Here is a 17,940-nt window from a genome sequence, read left to right as displayed (position 1 = left end):
TTGGGAATATCGGAAAAATCTGACAACGCGGATCTACCGTTCAGAACACGTAGCGCACGCCGATATTCACGTCGGTGGTGTGCTTGATGGGACCGCCGGCGGTGTAGTCGACGTCGATGTGGGCTTGCAGGTTCTGCTTCAGCTGTACGACCACGCCGGCGCCGACCAGCACATGGTTGCCGGATATGTCGTCGTTGATGCGTGTACCGTTGAGTGTCACGTTGTTGTCGTTGACGAACTCACGTACCACGGCGGTCTTCAGGTATGGCTGCACCTCATAGCCTTTGCCCAGTTCGAAGTTGCTGCCGCCCACTATGCCGATCTCGCCTTGCGTGGATCTGGTCGCGCCGTTGTGGATCCTGAAGCCGCTGTCCAGCTTCTCGTTGGCGCTGCGTGCCACGAAGCCCTGCACTTCGCCGTAGGGTTCGACGAAGCTCTTCCTGCCGATGTTGATATGCTTGCCCACTTCCACCGAGCCGCCATAGCCGGGCGTGTTGTAGTGGCCACGAGCAGGGGTGCCGTTGCTGCCGACCACGCGCAGATCGCTTTCAAAGCTGTCGGCCTTGAGGATGCTGTCCATATACCAGCCGTCGCTGCGCAGCCACGTCGCATAGCCACCCAGGCCGTAGCTGTTCGTGCGCCCTGAGGAGCCGCCGTCCACGCCCACCGTGTTGTAGCTGTACGAACCGAAGCCGCCGACGTAGAGATCGCCGGCAGACAGTTCAAAGCGCTTGTCCGCCCCGAAGGCGCCGCCGTATTGGTTCAGGCTGTAGCCTGGTGCCGCGGCCTGGCCGATCTCGTTGAAGTTGCTGAAGCTGCGCACCCATGCGCCGTTGTCGGTCTTGTTCAGGCGCAGGTCGCCCTGGCGCTTGCGCAGCGTATCCATTTCCCCGTAGAACTCGAAGGGCAGTGCGCTGGCCACGTTGAGTGCCGTCTTGGCGGCGGGCGACAAGTGCATGGCGTCGGGAACGGGCCTTGGGGCGGGATCCGGGGCGGGATCCGGCTGCGGCGTTGGATCAGGATCGGGCTTGGGATCAGGATCCGGGTCGGGATCGGGCCCCGGCTTGGTCCCGGTTTGTACCAGCTCCCAGTTGTCGCCCGCGCGCGCCACGCCGTAGACATAGATGCCGGCGTCGACCTGTTCACCTTCCATGAGCGCGAACTGTCCGTTGCCGCCCCCCGTCTCCACCATGGTGATGTGATTGCGTGGATCCGATACGCTCTGGTCCTTGGCATCGATGTGCAGGCGATGGTCGCTCTGGACCTTGCCAGCGATCTGCAGCAGATCATTGCCCGCGCCGGGGTTGAAATCGACACCCATGTTGAAGCGTCCGCCCGTGCCGTCCAGCGTAGGAGTGCTGAACGTCTTGAAGGGCCCGTTGCCGGCATTGAAATCGACGATACCGCTATTGAGCGTCAGGCCACCGATAGCCGTGGCCTGCGGGTTGTCCAGCAACCAGGTGGAGCCGCTGCTCACCGTCATGGTGTCGGCGTTGACGTTGCCGGTGTACCGCGTATCGTTCTGCAGCGTCACGTTCAAGGCACCGTCGGCGGCGCGCTTCATGTCGCCGGTTTGTACCGTGTTGTCCAGCGTGACCTCTGCCTGGCCGGCATTCCTGACATCGACCAGCAGCTTGTCCTTGCCGGCCAGCGTCGCGCCGTTGTTCAACGCGATGGTGGCAGTGCTGCCATCGACACTGACCGCGGCACCATCGCCATTGGTCAGCGCGGAGCCGTTTCCGTCAAGCGCGATCTGCCCGGTCGATTGATTGCCCAAGGAAACCCCGCCGGTGATTTTGCCGCCATTGCTCAAGTTCACGCCTACCGTTGCCGCATCCGCGGTGACGGCGCCGTTCAGCCGGGATGAGGCGGTGTCGGCGGTCAGCGTGACAGTGCTGCCCGCCCCGGCGTTGACGTTGCCGGCGAGGGCGGCATTGGCATTCAGCGCTACGTTCAGGCCAGTGCCAGTGCCCGTCGCCTGGATGCCACCGGAAAGATTCACCGCGCCGTTGCGCCCGCCCGCGCTGCCGTCGACGGTGAAGTCGGCCAGGGCACCGTTGTCGATGGTAAGGATATTGCCGTCTCCGCCGCTGAGCGTGGTGCCGGCACCGATGGTGATGGCGTTGCGCCTGAGGGCATCTGTATTTGCGCGGGTGATGGCGATGGCGGAGCCATTGGCGCCCGCCACTTGTGTATTCACCAGTGTCACGGTGGCGCCGCCCTGGGCGCGCGGACCCGACACGAGCTTCAAACCATGGTCGGCACCCTGGATGAAGCTGTCCGTCGCGTTCACGGTGGACGCGCCCGCCAGCCGCAAGGCCGTACCGGCATCGAACTGGCCCAGGGTAGGCGCGAGCATGCGGGCCCCATTACTGATCGTGATGAGCAGCGGTTGGGTGCTCATGCCCTCGACGTTGATGGCATTGGAGCCGGAGTAAGTGCCACCGTTGATGGTCAGGGTTATGGCACCCCGGCCGGCACTCCCCGCGACGGGAGCACGTTGCCGAATGAATATGGCGTTGCCCGACGAGGTGGCAGTCGTATTGGTAAGAGTCATGTCGAAGTCGGCAAAACCCGATCCCAGCTCACTGATCGTGATGGCGGCGACATTGCCGACGTTGGTTACCTGGCTGTTGGTAACGGCCATCGCCATGGTCGTGTTCGCCAGTGCGCGCGGTGCCAGCATCAGCAGCCCACCGAGCGCGCCATTGTCGCCCCTGATCTCCGAATTATTGATGGTGACCGTGCCGCCCTCCTGCGCCAGGCTGGCTTGTACGAGGTATGTGGCCAGCGCGGGATCGATCAGTGCGTTGTCCAGCGTGACCGTGCCTTCGGTCTGTATCGCGCCGATTCGAGCGCGGTTGTTGTTTGCTCCCCTCGCCGTCAGCGATGAGTCCGGGCCTATGAGCGCCGTGCCCAGCTGCCCGCCGGCATTGACGGTGATGGCGCCTGGCCCGCCTTGCCGGACCGACGAGGCCGCATCAGCGGGCTTGTAGAAGCCGCCGGCCTCGGCGAAGCCGGTTACCGTACCGCCGACCACCAGGCTTCCGGAGTTCATGAACGCGTTGCCGATGCTACCGTTGGCCGCCACATTGAGCGTGCCGCTATTTTGCACGGTCCAGACGGCGCATCGGTTGGGCGTATTGACGGTACTCGTCCCTCCGCTCGCAAAATTCGCAGTGCCATTCGCGCCGCTCAGCGAAGCCGTGGTGTTCAGATTCGGCGTGCACGGATCCGTCGCTGCATGAGACATTGCGCAGAGCACCAAGGAAGATGTGCCCAGCAGGCAGGCGCCTGCTTTCCGGCGTAAGAGTTTGGTAGACATGGGGGATGGCACAGCCCCATGCGCCGCCGCGATCAGCCGTGGATAGACTTGACCGTGCTCAATGCTCTTGGTGGGCCAGGACGTGGGCGTGAGATAAAAACCGGATTGTCATCGGCATTTGTCCGCGCTCATATCGGATATATCTGATCCTGGAAAATGCGCCGTGGTCGCCGCGCGGCGGGACGGGAAGCCGCGCCCTGCAAGCGATCAGAAGGCGTAACGCACGCCCAGGTTCAGGTTTACCGAATTGTTCACCGGCCCGCCCGTCGTGTAGTCCACATCGAGGTGTACCTGCAGGTTCTGCTTGACCTGCGTGGCCACGCCGGCGCCCACCAGCATCCGGTTGCCGGAGAGATCGTCGATAATGCGCGTGCCGTTCAAGGTCACGCTGTTGTTGTTGATGAACTCGCGGATGAAGGCGCCCTTGATGTAGGGCTGCACCACATATCCCTTGCCGACTTCGATATTGGCGCCGGCCAGCATGCCGACCTGGGCCTGGATGGATTTGGTCGGCCCGCTGCGAATCTGGAAGCCGCTGTCGAGGTCCTTGCTGGCACTGCGCGCATGGAAGCCGGCCAGTTGCGCGTAGGGTTCGATGAAACCTTTGTTGCCGATGTCGATGTGCTTGCCCAGCTCCACCGACGCGCCGATGCCAGGCGTACTGTATTTACCACGGGCAGGCTGGCCATTGCTGCCGATCACGCGGGCTTCGTTTTCGAAGTTGTTGGTCTTGAGCACACTGTCGACGTACCAGCCGTCGGTGCGCACCCAGGTGGCATATGCGCCCAAACCGTAGCTATTCACCCGCCCGGTCGAGCCGCCCTGGATGCCCAGTGTGTTGTAGCTATAGCTGCCGAAGCCGCCGACGTAGAGGTCACCGGATTCCAGCACCATGCGTTTGTCGGCACCGATGGCGCCGCCATACTGGTCCAGGTCGTAGCCGGGGGCAGCGGATTGGGCGATCTGCGTACGGTTGTAGTAGCTGCGCGCCCATAGGCCGCTGTCCGCCTTGTTCAGGCGCAGGTCGCCCTGGCGTTGCCGCAGCGTGCCCATCTCGCCGTAGAAGACATAGGGCAGGGCGCTGGAAAGATTGAGCGCCGTTTTCGCTGCTGGTGAGAGGTCCTGGGGCTCGGGGGTATGGGTTGGGCCGCCGTTGGTGGGATTGCCGGGATCGGCGGGGTTGGTGGGATTGGTGGGATTCGTGGGATTCGTGGGATTGGTCGGATTCGTTGGGTTCGTGGGATTCGTCGGATCGGTAGGGTTTGTGGGGTCCGCGGGATTGGAAGGTGCCGTCGTGCCCTCGCGCACCAGCAGCCAGTCGTTGCCGACCGGCTTCAAGGAATAGACGTAGATCCCCGCGTCGACCTTGCCCGTGGCCGTCAACCCGAAGTGACCGGTTCCGCCCCCCGTCTGTACGACAGTAATGTTGTCGCGCGGATCATGAATGCCTTGGTCGCCATTGCCGATGGCCAGCAGGTTGGCGCCGTTGGCCAGGCCTTTGACCGCCAGCAGATCGTTGCCGGCGCCCGGGTTGAAATCCACACCCATGTTGAACGTGCCGCCGCCACCGGTCAGCGAGTTCACGGTGAGCATCTTGTAGGGGCCCTTGCCGGCGTTGAAATCGACGATGCCGCTGTTCATGGCCAGGGTGTCGACGGCCGAGGCGTACGGATTGGCCAGGAGCCACGTCGCACCGCTGTTCACGGTCATGGTGTCGGCCGTGACATTGCCTGTGTATCGCGCCGCGTTTTGCAGCGTAACGTTGAGCGTGCTGTCGGCGGACCGGGTCATGTCGCCGGTCTGTACGGTGTTGTCCATCGTCACATCGGCCTGGCCGGCGCTGGCGACATCGACCAGGACATTGTTGGCGCCCGCCAACGTGGCGCCGTTGGCAAGGTGGATAGTTACGTTGCTGTTGTCGATGCTGACCGCGGCACCGTTGCCGTTGGACAACATTGTTCCGCTGCCGGCGAGGGAAAGCGCTCCGTTGGACTGGTTTCTCAAGGCCAGGCCGCCGCTGATCCTGGCACCGTTGCTCAAGTAGGTGTTGAGATTCGTGCCCGCGCCATCGGCAACGATGTTGCCGGAAAGGTTGACGGCACCGTTGCCGCCGCCGGCGTTTCCATCGACGGTGAAATCGGCCATGGCGCCGTTGTCGATGGTAAGGATATTGCCGTCTCCGCCGCTGAGCGTGGTGCCGGCGCCGATGGTGACGGCGTTGAGCGTGACGGCATCTGTATTCGCGCGGGTGATGGCGATGGCGGAGCCGTTGGCGCCTGTCACTTGCGTATTCACCAGCGTCACGGTGGCGCCGCCCTGGGCGCGCGGACCCGATGTGAGCTTCAACCCATGATCGGCACCCTGGATGACGCTGTCCGTCGCGTTCACGGTGGACGCGCCGGCCAACAGCAGGGCAGTGCCGGTATCGAAGCTGCCCAGGGTGGGCGCCAGCAGTTGGGCTCCATTGCTGATCGTAATGAGCACTGGCTGGGAGCCCATGCCCTCGACGTTGATGGCATTGGAGCCGGAGTAGGCTCCGCCGTTGATGTCCAGCGTGATGGCGCCATGGCCGGCATAGCCTGCGCTGGGGGCACGTTGCCGAAGGAAGATGGCGTAGCCCAATGAGGTGGCAGTCGTGTTGACAAGGGTCATGGCATAGTCGACATAGCCTGATCCCAGCTCACTGACCGTGATGGCCGGGACATCATCGATGTGGGATAACTGGGTGTTGGTAACGGACATTTGCACGGCCGTATTCGCTTGGGCGCGCGGCGCCAACATCAGCAGCCCACCGAGCGCCCCATCGTTGCCCCTGATCTCTGAATTATTGACCGTGACCGTGCCGCCCTCCTGCACCAGGCTGGCTTGTACGAGGTATGTGGCCAGTGTGGGATCGATCAGCGCGTTGTCCAGCGTGACCGTGCCTTCGGTCTGTATCGCGCCGATCCGGGCGCGATTGCTGCTATTGGCGCCGGTCGCGGCTAGCGATGAGTCCGGGCCTATGAGCGCTGTGCCCAGCTGCCCGCCGGCATTGACGGTAATGGCGCCCTGGCCGCCTTGCCGCGCCGCTACCCGCGTGTCGTCCGGGACATAGACGCCGCCGGCCTCGGCGAAGCCCGTCACGGCACCGCTCACCACCAGGCTTCCGGCATCCAAATACGCATTGCCGATGCTCCCGTTGGCCGCTACATCGAGCGTGCCGCTATTTTGTACGGTCCAGACGGCGCACTGGTTGGCTGTGTTGACCCCCTTCGATCCCCCGCTCACGAAATTCGGAGTGCCGGTCGCGCCGTCCAGCGCAGCCGTGGTGTTCAATTTCGGCGTGCAGGGATCCGTCGCCGCGACTGACGCCCCGCAAAGCATTATCGAAGAAGTCCCCAGCAGGCAGGCGCTGGTTTTAAGGCGGAGGCGCTTGATAAGCATTTTCAGGAGTTCCATAGGCCACGTCTGTGGCGGTAGTCTGGAACAACTGGGCAGCCGGGGTGGGGTAATCTCTCGTGACTATGTATAACTGGCGTGGCCGCTGATGCCTGCTGATTACGCGGAGTGCGGAGGCACCACATCGAGCTGGAATACCGCGCGGTGGGATTCATCGTTCAGATAAAGAGAGCCCGGGTTGATCAGCTGATTTCGGACCGTGAAATAAACTCTTCCGATATTCTCGTCTACGCTGGCAAAGGTACCGGCTGGTACGGTGCACACGGCATAGCCCCTGGATGCATCGGTGGCGGAGATTTGAACGGGCATATCCATCAAGGGATAAAAAAACAGGGGATCCCGATCGGCGGTCGTCGCCCGCAGTTCGAATCGGACGGTGACGATATCCGTGGGATCCATATTGGCGTATGCGACAGTTACCTGCAGGGGGGCAGCGTTCAGGAATTGCTGCTGGCTGTATTTTGCCGGGGCGAGCGCGGGCGCGTTGATCGTGGATGCCGACGGATCATCGGGCGCGGGGTATTTTTTTCGCTGGACTTTATAGCGTTGGTAGTCCGTAAGCGATGGGTTTCGGGACGGATCGGTCAGCCTGAACCAAAGGTTGCTGAGCCCGGTGTAATCGAAGAACGAGGAATCCACCGTGAACGTCCCATAGGGATTCGTATGAATGACGGATTTGGGCACTTTTTCGAAGTGCAACATCGTGCCATTCCCCCATAGTTCGAACGTGTCACCGTCTTGGTAGTCAGAATAGAGGGGGTAATAAAAAGGAATCTTCCCGCCGCAGCTCTGGATAAACGCATCGTCGATCAAGCCATTGAAGTTTTGTATGGCAATTGCTGGAGCAGTGGGAGGGAGGGTGTCGTCTGGCGTCATGGCTCAACTCTTGTGTGACGAAGAACCGGACACGGTTTGCACCGTGTCCGGGAAGCGTTGATGCTTACTTCTTGCCTTTGTATTGCATCAACTGCGTGCGTACTTCAGCAAGGTCTGGCGGCGTGGGATTGGAGTAGGGATTGACCGTGTCCACGGACATCGGTTGGCCGGGAGACATCGAGACCTGGCCCAGCGTGGTGGTATAGGTATAGACCATGACGCCGTTGGAGCCGTCGATGCTCGCAAGCTGATCGTGGGTGATGGTGCGGCGTCCACTCGCCGCGTCGGGCCAGACCAGTTCCACCACACCGTTCGGCGGAATATCCCTGTCCTGGATGGTGTAAGGGGTCGGAACGCCCCGGTCATATACCCGGTTCAGATTGCCGCTAGTGCATCCGATCAGGTGCAACAAAGGCTGTACCTGATCCCCCTTCTTCGGCTTCGTTTTGCCATCGAAGGTAACCTTGATGAGCAGGTCCTCATTGTTGTCGAAATTCTTTCGGTTGTAGGGCTGCGGCTGCGCGTAAGGCGGGGTCAGGCTTTTATCGGGGTTGCTCAGATAGGGGTCCTGGCCCGTCAGCGCAACATTCAGAAGGAAGGTCGGCGACGTCGCCTGGTTGCCATCGGTGGTTTTCTTGTAGACATAAAAAATGTCGTATGCCCCGTTGATTATCAACGGCGGGGTTTCCACCGGCACCATTATTTGCAACAGCTGCCCGATCTCTTTGGTTTTGATTTGATGCTGGTTCAGCATATAGGGCGAGTTGACGTTCGGGTCATTGACCGAGTCGTACGCGTAGAGATATATGTAGTCGTCCTTCTGCATGGAATGGGTGACGGGAATGATCACCGGGTACCCATCCTTCTTGCAGGCCTGCTGGGTTTGATTGGTAATCAGGTTCTGGTCGAGGCCGAAGTACGGCGCCAGCAGGCCCAGCTCGATCGTGGATATGGGCGAATTGCCGCCCACCTTCATGCCATAGATCGGGTCGCCCAGCATCAAGCTGAATGTAATGACGTCATCGCCGTTCGAGGCCAGGGTATACGCGCCGATCGGTTTGGTATCCAGTTCGTAAACCGTCTGGGCAGCGACCGTCGCCGCGGGTTGGTTTACCGGGGGAGTCAGATCGCGGAGATATTTCGTCGAGTCTATCGCCCACGTCATGGGAATGCCTGCAGGTATGGCGCCGCCGGTCACGGGCGTCAGCGTAGCCGTGGCGGCAATCCGCGGCACTGGCTCCGTGATCAGCTCAGGCTTTACCTCCAATGCGGAGCCGGAAAAAACCGTGGTGGGCAAAATCAGTGCGTTGAAATCCCCGCTCGATGGATCGGTAATGACCAGATAAATGCTGTTGGTCGGCAAGGTGCCATCGAGAATGACTACCTCAAGCGGCTCGACGACGTCGCCGTTGCCCTTGGTGGAGCAAAGAGCCGGAGAAATCGTCGCGCGGTTGAAGGGGATCGGCACGGTGCCTTGCGCGTCCGAGGTAAGACTTACCTCGAGGCCGGCCAGCGAGCTGATGCTTGAGACGGGGCCGACGAGTTTGACGAGGACGCTGCTGCCGTTGACGGTGTCGCTATAAACATTGGTCGAACCTGATGATTGTTGTTCGATGGTAAAAGGCATTGCGGTTTCTCCTTGGAGTGGCGGCGCCGCGAATACGGCGCTCGCCGGATGTGCTACGGGGCAGGGATAGTCTGGCTTAAGACCATCTTTTTCTGTAGGCAACATCGTGTAAGGAGATCGTGCGTTTCCCAGGCAGGAGTAGGCGTTCGGATGTAATCCGCAGGTAATGCGCGGCGTTACAAAAAGCCCCCAGGCAATTAATGCCTGGGGGCTTTTTAAAACAGAGGCACGTTTGTGCATGCCTCCGCAAAATCAAGACGGAATAATCAGGAGAAAGCCTGGATCCCGGTCTGCGCGCGGCCCAGGATCAGGGCATGGACGTCGTGCGTACCTTCATAGGTATTCACCACTTCCAGGTTCACCAGGTGACGCGCGATACCGAACTCGTCGGAAATACCGTTGCCGCCCAACATATCCCGCGCCATGCGCGCGATGTCCAGCGACTTGCCGCAGGAATTGCGCTTCATGATGGACGTAATCTCCACCGCCGCCGTGCCTTCATCCTTCATGCGGCCCAGGCGCAGGCAACCTTGCAGGCCCAGGGTAATCTCGGTCTGCATGTCGGCCAACTTCTTCTGGATCAGCTGGTTGGCGGCCAGGGGGCGACCGAATTGCTTGCGGTCCAGGGTGTATTGGCGGGCGGTGTGCCAGCAGAATTCAGCGGCACCCAGGGCGCCCCAGGCGATGCCGTAGCGAGCCGAGTTCAAGCACGTGAACGGACCCTTCAGGCCGCTCACCTTGGGCAGCATCTGTTCTTCGCCCACTTCCACTTCGTCCATGACGATTTCGCCGGTGATCGACGCGCGCAGGCCCACCTTGCCGTGAATCGCGGGGGCCGACAGACCCTTCATGCCTTTCTCAAGAATGAAGCCGCGAATCTTGCCGTCGTGCTCGCCGCCAACCGCCTTGGCCCACACCACGAATACATCGGCGATGGGCGAGTTGGTGATCCACATCTTGTTGCCGGTCAGCTTGTAGCCATTGGCGGTCTTCACCGCGCGCGTGTCCATGTTGCCGGGGTCGGAACCGTGGTTGGGTTCGGTCAGGCCGAAGCAACCGATCCACTCGCCGGTAGCCAGCTTGGGCAGGTACTTCTGCTTCTGTTCTTCGCTGCCGAATTCGTTGATCGGCACCATCACCAGCGACGACTGCACGCTCATCATCGAGCGGTAGCCGGAATCGACACGCTCCACTTCACGCGCGATCAGGCCGTAGCAAACGTAGTTCAGGCCCGAGCCGCCGTATTCGGTGGGGATGGTCGGGCCCAGCAGGCCCAGTTCGCCCATCTCGCGGAAGATGGCGACGTCGGTCTGTTCATTGCGGAAGGCGTTCAGCACGCGCGAAGCCAGCTTGTCCTGCGAGTAAGCGGCGGCGGCGTCGCGCACCATGCGCTCTTCCTCGGTCAGTTGGGAATCGAGCAACAGGGGATCTTCCCAGTTGAAAGACGGCATCGAAGACATGGTGTCACCTCGGTAAGAAAGTCGTGTTTTGAATGTTCTTTGGTGTCGTTGCGGCCTCTGGGCATGATGCCGCGATGGGCGTCGACGTAAGCCCGGGGCCGTGCGAACGAGCCGGCGGCTGGGTTGGCGTCGTCAGGGGCGCCTGGCCTGCATGGTGCGACTGGTCCAGTCTCCAGTCGGCTCCCATCCTGGGGCCAGGCGATCCTGGTGGACGCCCGCCTTGCCGCCTTTTATTTCTTGGCCTGCAGCGCCGCGTCGCGGATCTTTTCCAGCGTGGTGGCCGGCGAGATCACCTCGGGGTCGATCAGGCAGTGCAGGATGGCCGGGCGGCCGCTGGCCACCGCGCGCTCGAAGGCGGGACCGAATTCCTCGGTGGTTTCCACGCGTTCGCCGTGGCCGCCGAACGCGCGCGCGTACGCGGCGAAGTCCGGGTTGTTCAGTTCCGTGGCGGAGATGCGGCCAGGATAGTGCTTTTCCTGGTGCATGCGGATGGTGCCGTACATGCCGTTGTCGATCACCAGCACGATGATGGGCAGGGCGTATTGCACGGCGGTGGCGAATTCCTGGCCATGCATCAGGAAGCAGCCGTCACCGGCGAAGCAGACCACCGTGCGGCTGGGATACACGCGCTTGGCACCCACCGCGCCCGGCAGGCCATAGCCCATCGAACCCGAGGTCGGCGCCAACTGCGTGCCGTATTGCTGGAAGCGGTGGAAGCGATGCAGCCAGGTGGCGTAGTTACCGGCGCCGTTGGTCATGATGGCGTCGGCCGGCAGGTGTTCTTCCAGGTATTGCATGACCTGGCCCATCTGCAGCGCGCCCGCGGTCTTGATGAGCGACGGATCGCTCCACTTCAAATAGGATGCGTGCATGGCTTCCGTGTCGACCGCCCACGGCGTGCGCGACGGCGCCTTCAGGTCCTTCAGCGAACGCGCGAAGGAGATGGGCGACGTGTTGATCGCCACGTTGGCGCGGTACACGCGGTTCAGTTCGCCGCTGTCCGGATGCACGTGCACCAGTTTCTGCTTGGGCACGGGGATGTCGAACAGGGTGTAGGACTGGCTGGGCATCTCCGACATGCGGCCGCCCACCAGCAGCACCAGGTCGGCTTCCGCCACGCGCTTGAGCAGGGCGGGGTTCAAGCCGATGCCAACGTCGCCGGCAAAGCAGGGGTGATCGGCGGGGAACAGCATCTGGCGGCGGAAGGACACGCCCACCGGCAGCTGGAAGCGTTCGGCGAAGGCAGCGAACTCGGTCACGGCCTTGGCGTCCCAACGGGTGCCGCCCAGGATGGCGATGGGCCGTTCGGCCGATGCCAGCAGGATTTCCAGCTCGGACAACTGGGCCGGCGTGGGGGCGCTTTCAACGACTTCGTAATGGGGCGCGTCCGCCACGGTGGCGGTTTCCACCAGCATGTCTTCGGGCAGGGCGATGACCACCGGGCCGGGACGGCCGGAGGTCGCCACATGGAAGGCGCGCGACACCAGTTCGGGAATACGTTCGACCTGGTCGATTTCCGTGACCCACTTGGCCTGCGTGCCGAACACGGCGCGGTAGTCCATTTCCTGGAAGGCTTCACGTTCGCGCATGCCGCGTTCGATCTGGCCGACGAACAGGATCATCGGCGTGGAATCCTGCAGGGCGATGTGCACGCCGGCCAACGCGTTGGACGCGCCGGGGCCACGCGTGACCATGCAGATGCCGGGCTGGCCGGTGAGCTTGCCATGGGCGTCGGCCATGATGGCGGCGCCGCCTTCCTGGCGGCACACCGTGACGTCGATGTTGGCGTCATGCAGGCCATCCAGGACGGCCAGGTAGCTTTCGCCAGGCACACAGAAGACGTGCTTCACGCCGTGAGCGACGAGTTGATCGACAAGGATATGCCCGCCCAGGCGGGGTTGTTGCGGATTCGACATGGCTGCGTGCAAAGGTCTAAACGGAGTCAGGGATAGTGGCGAGGATAATGTTCCTTGGCTGCACATTGCAATTGATAAAATTGCACAATCTAGTGCCGTGCACGCACGAGTTTGTAATGCTGCGATGCAGCACCCCTTCCATCTTCTTCTCTTTCCATGCGCTCCGGCATCCCCAACCTGACTGCCCTGCAGGCTTTCGAAGCCACCGCCCGCCTGGGTACGTTTTCGCGCGCGGCCGAGGAGTTGTCCCTGACCCATAGCGCGGTCTACCGCCAGGTGGCCAGCCTGGAACAGCGGCTGGGCGTACAACTGTTCACCCGGGTGCGCCGGCGCATCGTGCTGACCGAACCGGGCGCCGAATACGCGGGCCGCATCCGCCAGCATCTGGACCAGATCGAAAAAGACACCTTCGGGCTGGTCAGCCGCACCGGCATGGGTCGCAGTCTGCACATCGCGGTGGTGCCGACCCTGGCCACCACCTGGCTGATCCCGCGCCTGGCGGATTTCGCCCGGCGTCATCCGGACATTACCGTCAGCCTGTCCGTGCGCACCTTGCCTTTCCAGTTCAAGGACCAGCCCTTCGATGGCGCGCTGTATCACAGCGACCACGTCTGGCCCGGCACGCGGGGCGTGCTGTTGTTCCGGGAAAAGGAGCTGGTGCCGGTCTGCGCGCCTGCCCTGGCCGCCGCGCGCGGGGAGGGGGAGGGGCCACTGGGCGCCATGCCGCACCTGCACCTGTCATCGCGCCCGGATGCCTGGCGCGACTGGTACGGCCAGAATCGCCATGCCTTCGGCCCACATGCGGCGGGCGGCCCCCGCTACGAGTTGTTCACCATGGTCCTGGCGGCGGCGGAGGCCGGCCTGGGCGTGGGCCTGGTCCCGCGTTTCCTGGCGCAGGACGCGCTGGATGCCGGTCGCGTAACGCCCGCCTGCCCGGGCGTATTGCGCGTGCCGCACGGGTATTACTTCAGCCATCCTGAATCGGGCAGCCGTTTGGAAACCCTGAAGATTTTCCAGGCTTGGTTGCAGGCCGTAGCAGGTGGTGACCCGAATACCTGACCAAAGTATTCGAAGATGGATAACGATCATCGACGGATGGGCATCGGGTTTACCCTGGTGAGGACGAGGGCACTAATCCCCGATGTGCCGTTCAAATTACGTAAATGTCCGTTAAAACAGCCGAAGCTTTTTTGCGCCAAAATAGAACGTGCTTGCGCTCAGGCAGGTGGCAGTAGGAGAGGGCTATTACCGATTGTTTTAATGGCTCGATCTGAAACAATACCTTTCCATCCCCCATGCCGCTATCCGCGGACCAGGGGCTTTTCCAGACCATGGGATTTCTTACATGAAAAAAACGTTGCTCATCGCTGCTCTCGCTGCTGTCACCTCCCTGGCTTCGGTTGCTGCCCATGCAGACGGCCGTCTCGACCAGATCAAGTCCTCGGGAACCATTTCGCTCGGCTATCGCGATGCGTCGCTGCCGTTCTCCTACCTGGATGACGCGCAGAAGCCGATCGGCTACTCCATGGATATTTGCTACGGCATCGTCAAGGCCGTGGAAAAGAGCGTCGGCAAGACGCTGAAGGTGAACCTGGTTCCGGTGACGTCGTCCACGCGTATCCCGCTGGTCGCCAACGGCACGGTCGACCTGGAATGCGGTTCCACCACGAACAACCTGGAGCGCCAGAAGCAAGTCAGCTTCGCGCCCACCACCTTCGTCACGGCCAACCGCTACGTGGCCAAGAAGGCGTCCAACATCAATTCGCTGGCCGACCTGAAGGGCAAGACCGTCATCTCCACGGCCGGCACCAGCAACATCAAGTGGACCACCGAAGCCAATGCCGAACAGAAGCTGGGCATGAACATCATCCCGGCCAAGGATCACGCTGAAGCCTTCCTGACGGTGGAAAGCGGCCGCGCCACGGCGTTCTTCATGGATGACGTGCTGCTGGCCGGCCTGGTTGCCACGTCGCGCAATCCCGCCGAATGGGTCATCGGCAAGGAGGCCTACTCGGTCGAACCGTACGCCATGATCGAACCGAAGAACGATCCGGCCTTCAAGAAGGTGGTCGATGATGCGGTGGTCGCGATGATCAAGGACGGCACGGTCGCCAAGATGTACGACAAGTGGTTCATGAACCCGATTCCGCCGAAGAACGTCAACCTGAATCTGCCGATGAGCGAGCCGCTGAAGAAGGTGCTGGCCGCGCCGACGGACTCGGGCGATCCCGCCGCATATAAGTAACCCCCTACCGCGCGTAGCGCGGCCCTGGAAGAAGGCCGATTCCGCAAGGAACGGCCTTCTTTTCGGTGAGTCACCCCGTCCGGGGATAGCCGTTTTTTCTGGAAAACCATGCATTACAACTGGAACTGGTCCATCTTCTTCGAGATGGCACCCGACGGGTCGGGTTCCTACCTGGATACTTTGTGGCGTGGGTTGGGGTGGACTGTCTCCACCGCGCTGCTGGCTTGGTTGCTCGCCTTGACGCTGGGCGCCATCATCGGTGTGATGCGCACCACCGAGAGCAAAGTGTTGCAAAGCATCGGTACCTGCTATGTGGAGTTGTTCCGCAATATCCCCCTGCTGGTGCAGATGTTCCTCTGGTATTTCGTGCTGCCGGAATTGCTGCCGCGGGCCTTGGGCGACGAGATCAAGCAGATGGCACCGCCATGGGCCATGTTCTGGCCGGCCGTGTTCTGCCTGGGCTTCTTCACGTCATCGCGGGTGGCCGAACAGGTGCGCGCCGGCATCGGCGCCTTGCCGCGTGGCCAACGCATGGCCGGTACGGCGCTGGGCCTGCGCCCCGCGCAGGTCTATCGCTATGTCCTGCTGCCCATGGCGTTTCGCATCATCCTGCCGCCGCTGACGTCGGAGTTCCTGAACCTGATCAAGAACACGTCCATCGCGTTCACCATCGGACTGCTGGAGCTGACCGGTAGCGCGCGCTCGATGCAGGAATTCAGCTTCCAGGTTTTCGAAGCCTTCGCCGGCGCGACGATTCTGTATTTCTTCTTGAACATGATCGTGCAGGTACTGGCGCGATTGCTGGAACGTCGCGTGGCGGTGCCGGGATTCATGGGATCCCGCGTCAACACCGGCGGGCATTAAGGGGCGCACATGAATAACGGATTCGATTGGGATGTCATCGTCCGCACCGCGCCCTACCTGTTCCGCGACGGCATGGTGTTCACCTTGCAGTTGACGGTGCTGTCGGCGGTGGGCGGGCTGATACTCGGGACAATACTGGCGATGATGCGGCTGTCGTCCAACCGCGTGTTGAACGGTATCGGCACGGCGTACGTCACCGGCCTGCGCGCCTTGCCGCTGCTGCTGGTGATTTTCTGGTTCTACTTCCTGGTGCCGTATATCGGCGCGTGGGTGACCGGGGCCAGCCGTCCGCTGACGGTAGGCGGATTCACGTCGGCCTTGATCACTTTCACCTTGTTCGAAGCGGCTTACTATTGCGAGATCATGCGGGCAGGGATCCAGTCCATCTCGCGTGGGCAGGTGGCCGCCGGGCAGGCGCTGGGCCTGAATTACTTCCAGGTGATGGGCAATGTGATCCTGCCGCAAGCCTTCCGCAACATGATGCCGGTGCTGCTGACGCAGACGATCGTGCTGTTCCAGGATACGTCGCTGGTGTACGTGTTGTCCTTGACCGACTTCATGGGCGCGGCCGCCAAGGTGGCGCAGCGCGACGGCCGTCTGGTGGAGATGTACTTGTTCGCCGCGGCGGTGTATTTCGTAATCTGCTTCGTGGCGTCGCGCCTGGTGCGGCGCCTGCAGCATCGTATGGCCATCATCCGCTGAGGCGGGCGACCCCAAGGGTATAAGCAATGATAGAAATCAAGAATGTCAGCAAGTGGTACGGCGATTTCCAGGTGCTCAGTGACTGCACCACGTCGGTCGCCAAGGGCGAGGTGGTGGTGGTCTGCGGGCCGTCGGGGTCGGGCAAGTCGACGCTGATCAAGACGGTCAATGCGCTGGAGCCGTTCCAGAAAGGCGAGATCACCGTTGACGGCACCTCGGTGGGCGATCCCAAGACGAATCTGCCCAAGCTGCGTTCCCGCGTGGGGATGGTGTTCCAGCACTTCGAGCTGTTTCCCCACCTGACCGTGACGGAAAACCTGACGCTGGCCCAGATGAAGGTGCTGGGACGCGGCAAGGACGAGGCCCAGGCCCGTGCGCTGAAGCTGCTGGATCGCGTGGGCCTGGCCGCGCATAAGGACAAGTTCCCGGGGCAGTTGTCCGGCGGGCAGCAGCAGCGCGTGGCGATTGCGCGCGCGCTGGCGATGGACCCCATCGCCATGCTGTTCGATGAGCCGACTTCGGCCCTGGATCCGGAGATGGTCAACGAAGTGCTGGATGTGATGGTGGATCTGGCAAGGGAAGGCATGACGATGATGGTCGTCACCCACGAAATGGGCTTTGCCCGCAAGGTGGCGAATCGCGTCGTCTTCATGGACGTGGGCGGCCACATCGTGGAAGACTGCCCGAAGGAGGAATTCTTCGGCAACCTGGAAGCCCGTTCGCCGCGCGCCCAGCAATTCCTGTCCAAGATCCTCACGCACTGAACCTGGCGTCTTGAGCCGGAATCCGGCCCCCGCGCTGCCTCTGCAGTGCGGGGGCTTTTCTTTTGGGGCGTTTGCTCTTCGTTAGCGAGCGGCTATCAGGTATATAAGCAAATCGAATCGATTCCTTTGTCATATGGAATAGTGATTTCGAATCCCTAGGGTTTATCCCTAGGGTTCAAAAGCGCAGAATTCAGTCATCGGGAACAGCAACAGACCTCCCGGAATTACCCGGCCAGGTCTGCTCCCAACGTCAAGGACTGGAGAACTGCCATGAAGACCATCGCTACCTCACTGATTGTTTCGTTTGCCCTGATCGGTGCCGCCCAAGCCGGTACCCCCCGTGGTGACATCGATAACGTGCCTTTCCAAGGTACCTACGGCCAAGCCGATAGCTCGACCAGCCGCGCGCAGATTCAGGCTGAACTGCAACAGGCCAAGAATGAAGGCCTGGTCGCCTTCGGTGACGTGGATAACGTCCCGTTCGCTGCCCAAGCCGACTCGAATGTGTCGCGCGCCCAAGTCGCTGCCGATGTCGCGCAACAGCCTGGCGCCATTGCTTTCGGCGACAACGACAATGCGCCCTTCGAAGGTGTTTGAACTTTGATGGCGCGGCGCGCAGCCAGCGCCGCGTTACTGGTGAAGTAAGCGCGTGCCAGCCCCCCCGGCGCGCGTGGAGTACCGGGAAGTACGTAGTAAGTAGTATCTAGTACGTTGTACGAAGCC

At 61.9% G+C, this 17,940-nt stretch carries 12 protein-coding genes; 6 read left to right on the top strand and 6 right to left on the bottom strand.

Translation table 11 applies throughout. The annotated features are described in order from the left end of the window. Nucleotides 1–40: 40 nt before the first annotated feature. From CEY05_RS12375 to CEY05_RS12350, 6 genes are all read right to left on the bottom strand, one after another. Nucleotides 41–3,058 carry an autotransporter outer membrane beta-barrel domain-containing protein gene (locus CEY05_RS12375; RefSeq protein ID WP_158219330.1) on the bottom strand — a complete coding sequence of 1,006 codons (3,018 nt, stop codon included), beginning with the start codon at nucleotides 3,056–3,058 and terminating at the stop codon, nucleotides 41–43. Between the two features lie 474 nt (nucleotides 3,059–3,532). Beyond that, on the bottom strand, nucleotides 3,533–6,640 hold the full coding sequence (locus CEY05_RS12370; protein ID WP_143220414.1) for an autotransporter outer membrane beta-barrel domain-containing protein: 3,108 nt from the start codon (nucleotides 6,638–6,640) through the stop codon (nucleotides 3,533–3,535). A 222-nt stretch (nucleotides 6,641–6,862) separates the two neighbouring features. Next, nucleotides 6,863–7,639, bottom strand: a complete 777-nt coding sequence (locus CEY05_RS12365) for a hypothetical protein (protein WP_088598649.1) — start codon at nucleotides 7,637–7,639, stop codon at nucleotides 6,863–6,865. A gap of 64 nt (nucleotides 7,640–7,703) precedes the next feature. Then, entirely contained in the window at nucleotides 7,704–9,266 is a 1,563-nt protein-coding gene (locus CEY05_RS12360) for a hypothetical protein (protein ID WP_088598648.1), read from the bottom strand. 266 nt (nucleotides 9,267–9,532) lie between these two features. Next, entirely contained in the window at nucleotides 9,533–10,726 is a 1,194-nt protein-coding gene (locus tag CEY05_RS12355) for an acyl-CoA dehydrogenase (RefSeq protein WP_088598647.1), read from the bottom strand. A gap of 230 nt (nucleotides 10,727–10,956) precedes the next feature. Then, a complete protein-coding gene (locus tag CEY05_RS12350; protein ID WP_088598646.1) occupies nucleotides 10,957–12,642 on the bottom strand; it encodes a thiamine pyrophosphate-binding protein in 1,686 nt (561 codons plus the stop codon). A gap of 156 nt (nucleotides 12,643–12,798) precedes the next feature. On the opposite strand from CEY05_RS12350, the gene CEY05_RS12345 reads away from it, so the two are divergent. The 6 genes from CEY05_RS12345 to CEY05_RS12320 all read left to right on the top strand — a co-directional run bounded on the left by CEY05_RS12345 (nucleotide 12,799) and on the right by CEY05_RS12320 (nucleotide 17,814). Continuing rightward, the gene (locus tag CEY05_RS12345; protein ID WP_088598645.1) at nucleotides 12,799–13,701 is read left to right on the top strand and encodes a LysR substrate-binding domain-containing protein; all 903 of its coding nucleotides are present in this window, start codon (nucleotides 12,799–12,801) and stop codon (nucleotides 13,699–13,701) included. Between the two features lie 286 nt (nucleotides 13,702–13,987). Then, nucleotides 13,988–14,887, top strand: coding sequence for an amino acid ABC transporter substrate-binding protein (locus CEY05_RS12340; protein ID WP_088598644.1), 900 nt, complete (start codon nucleotides 13,988–13,990; stop codon nucleotides 14,885–14,887). Between the two features lie 108 nt (nucleotides 14,888–14,995). Next, on the top strand, nucleotides 14,996–15,751 hold the full coding sequence (locus tag CEY05_RS12335) for an amino acid ABC transporter permease (RefSeq protein ID WP_088598643.1): 756 nt from the start codon (nucleotides 14,996–14,998) through the stop codon (nucleotides 15,749–15,751). A gap of 9 nt (nucleotides 15,752–15,760) precedes the next feature. Further along, the gene (locus tag CEY05_RS12330; protein ID WP_088598642.1) at nucleotides 15,761–16,453 is read left to right on the top strand and encodes an amino acid ABC transporter permease; all 693 of its coding nucleotides are present in this window, start codon (nucleotides 15,761–15,763) and stop codon (nucleotides 16,451–16,453) included. A 26-nt stretch (nucleotides 16,454–16,479) separates the two neighbouring features. Beyond that, a complete protein-coding gene (locus CEY05_RS12325; RefSeq protein WP_088598641.1) occupies nucleotides 16,480–17,217 on the top strand; it encodes an amino acid ABC transporter ATP-binding protein in 738 nt (245 codons plus the stop codon). A 270-nt stretch (nucleotides 17,218–17,487) separates the two neighbouring features. Continuing rightward, nucleotides 17,488–17,814 carry a DUF4148 domain-containing protein gene (locus CEY05_RS12320; RefSeq protein WP_088598640.1) on the top strand — a complete coding sequence of 109 codons (327 nt, stop codon included), beginning with the start codon at nucleotides 17,488–17,490 and terminating at the stop codon, nucleotides 17,812–17,814. Nucleotides 17,815–17,940: the final 126 nt, after the last annotated feature.

Source organism: Achromobacter sp. HZ34 (genome assembly GCF_002209485.1).
GTDB lineage: Bacteria > Pseudomonadota > Gammaproteobacteria > Burkholderiales > Burkholderiaceae_B > Bordetella_C.
Note: the sequence above shows the minus strand (reverse complement) of the source record. Positions and strands in the feature narration are given on the sequence as shown.

Bases quoted from the DNA above. Each gene is read 5' to 3' on its own strand.
- CEY05_RS12345 (WP_088598645.1), top strand. From the start codon at position 12,799: ATGCGCTCCGGCATCCCCAACCTGACTGCCCTGCAGGCTTTCGAAGCC.
- CEY05_RS12350 (WP_088598646.1), bottom strand. From the start codon at position 12,642: ATGTCGAATCCGCAACAACCCCGCCTGGGCGGGCATATCCTTGTCGAT.
- CEY05_RS12375 (WP_158219330.1), bottom strand. From the start codon at position 3,058: ATGAACTCCGGAAGCCTGGTGGTCGGCGGTACGGTAACCGGCTTCGCC.
- CEY05_RS12330 (WP_088598642.1), top strand. From the start codon at position 15,761: ATGAATAACGGATTCGATTGGGATGTCATCGTCCGCACCGCGCCCTAC.
- CEY05_RS12355 (WP_088598647.1), bottom strand. From the start codon at position 10,726: ATGTCTTCGATGCCGTCTTTCAACTGGGAAGATCCCCTGTTGCTCGAT.
- CEY05_RS12360 (WP_088598648.1), bottom strand. From the start codon at position 9,266: ATGCCTTTTACCATCGAACAACAATCATCAGGTTCGACCAATGTTTAT.
- CEY05_RS12325 (WP_088598641.1), top strand. From the start codon at position 16,480: ATGATAGAAATCAAGAATGTCAGCAAGTGGTACGGCGATTTCCAGGTG.
- CEY05_RS12320 (WP_088598640.1), top strand. From the start codon at position 17,488: ATGAAGACCATCGCTACCTCACTGATTGTTTCGTTTGCCCTGATCGGT.
- CEY05_RS12340 (WP_088598644.1), top strand. From the start codon at position 13,988: ATGAAAAAAACGTTGCTCATCGCTGCTCTCGCTGCTGTCACCTCCCTG.
- CEY05_RS12365 (WP_088598649.1), bottom strand. From the start codon at position 7,639: ATGACGCCAGACGACACCCTCCCTCCCACTGCTCCAGCAATTGCCATA.
- CEY05_RS12335 (WP_088598643.1), top strand. From the start codon at position 14,996: ATGCATTACAACTGGAACTGGTCCATCTTCTTCGAGATGGCACCCGAC.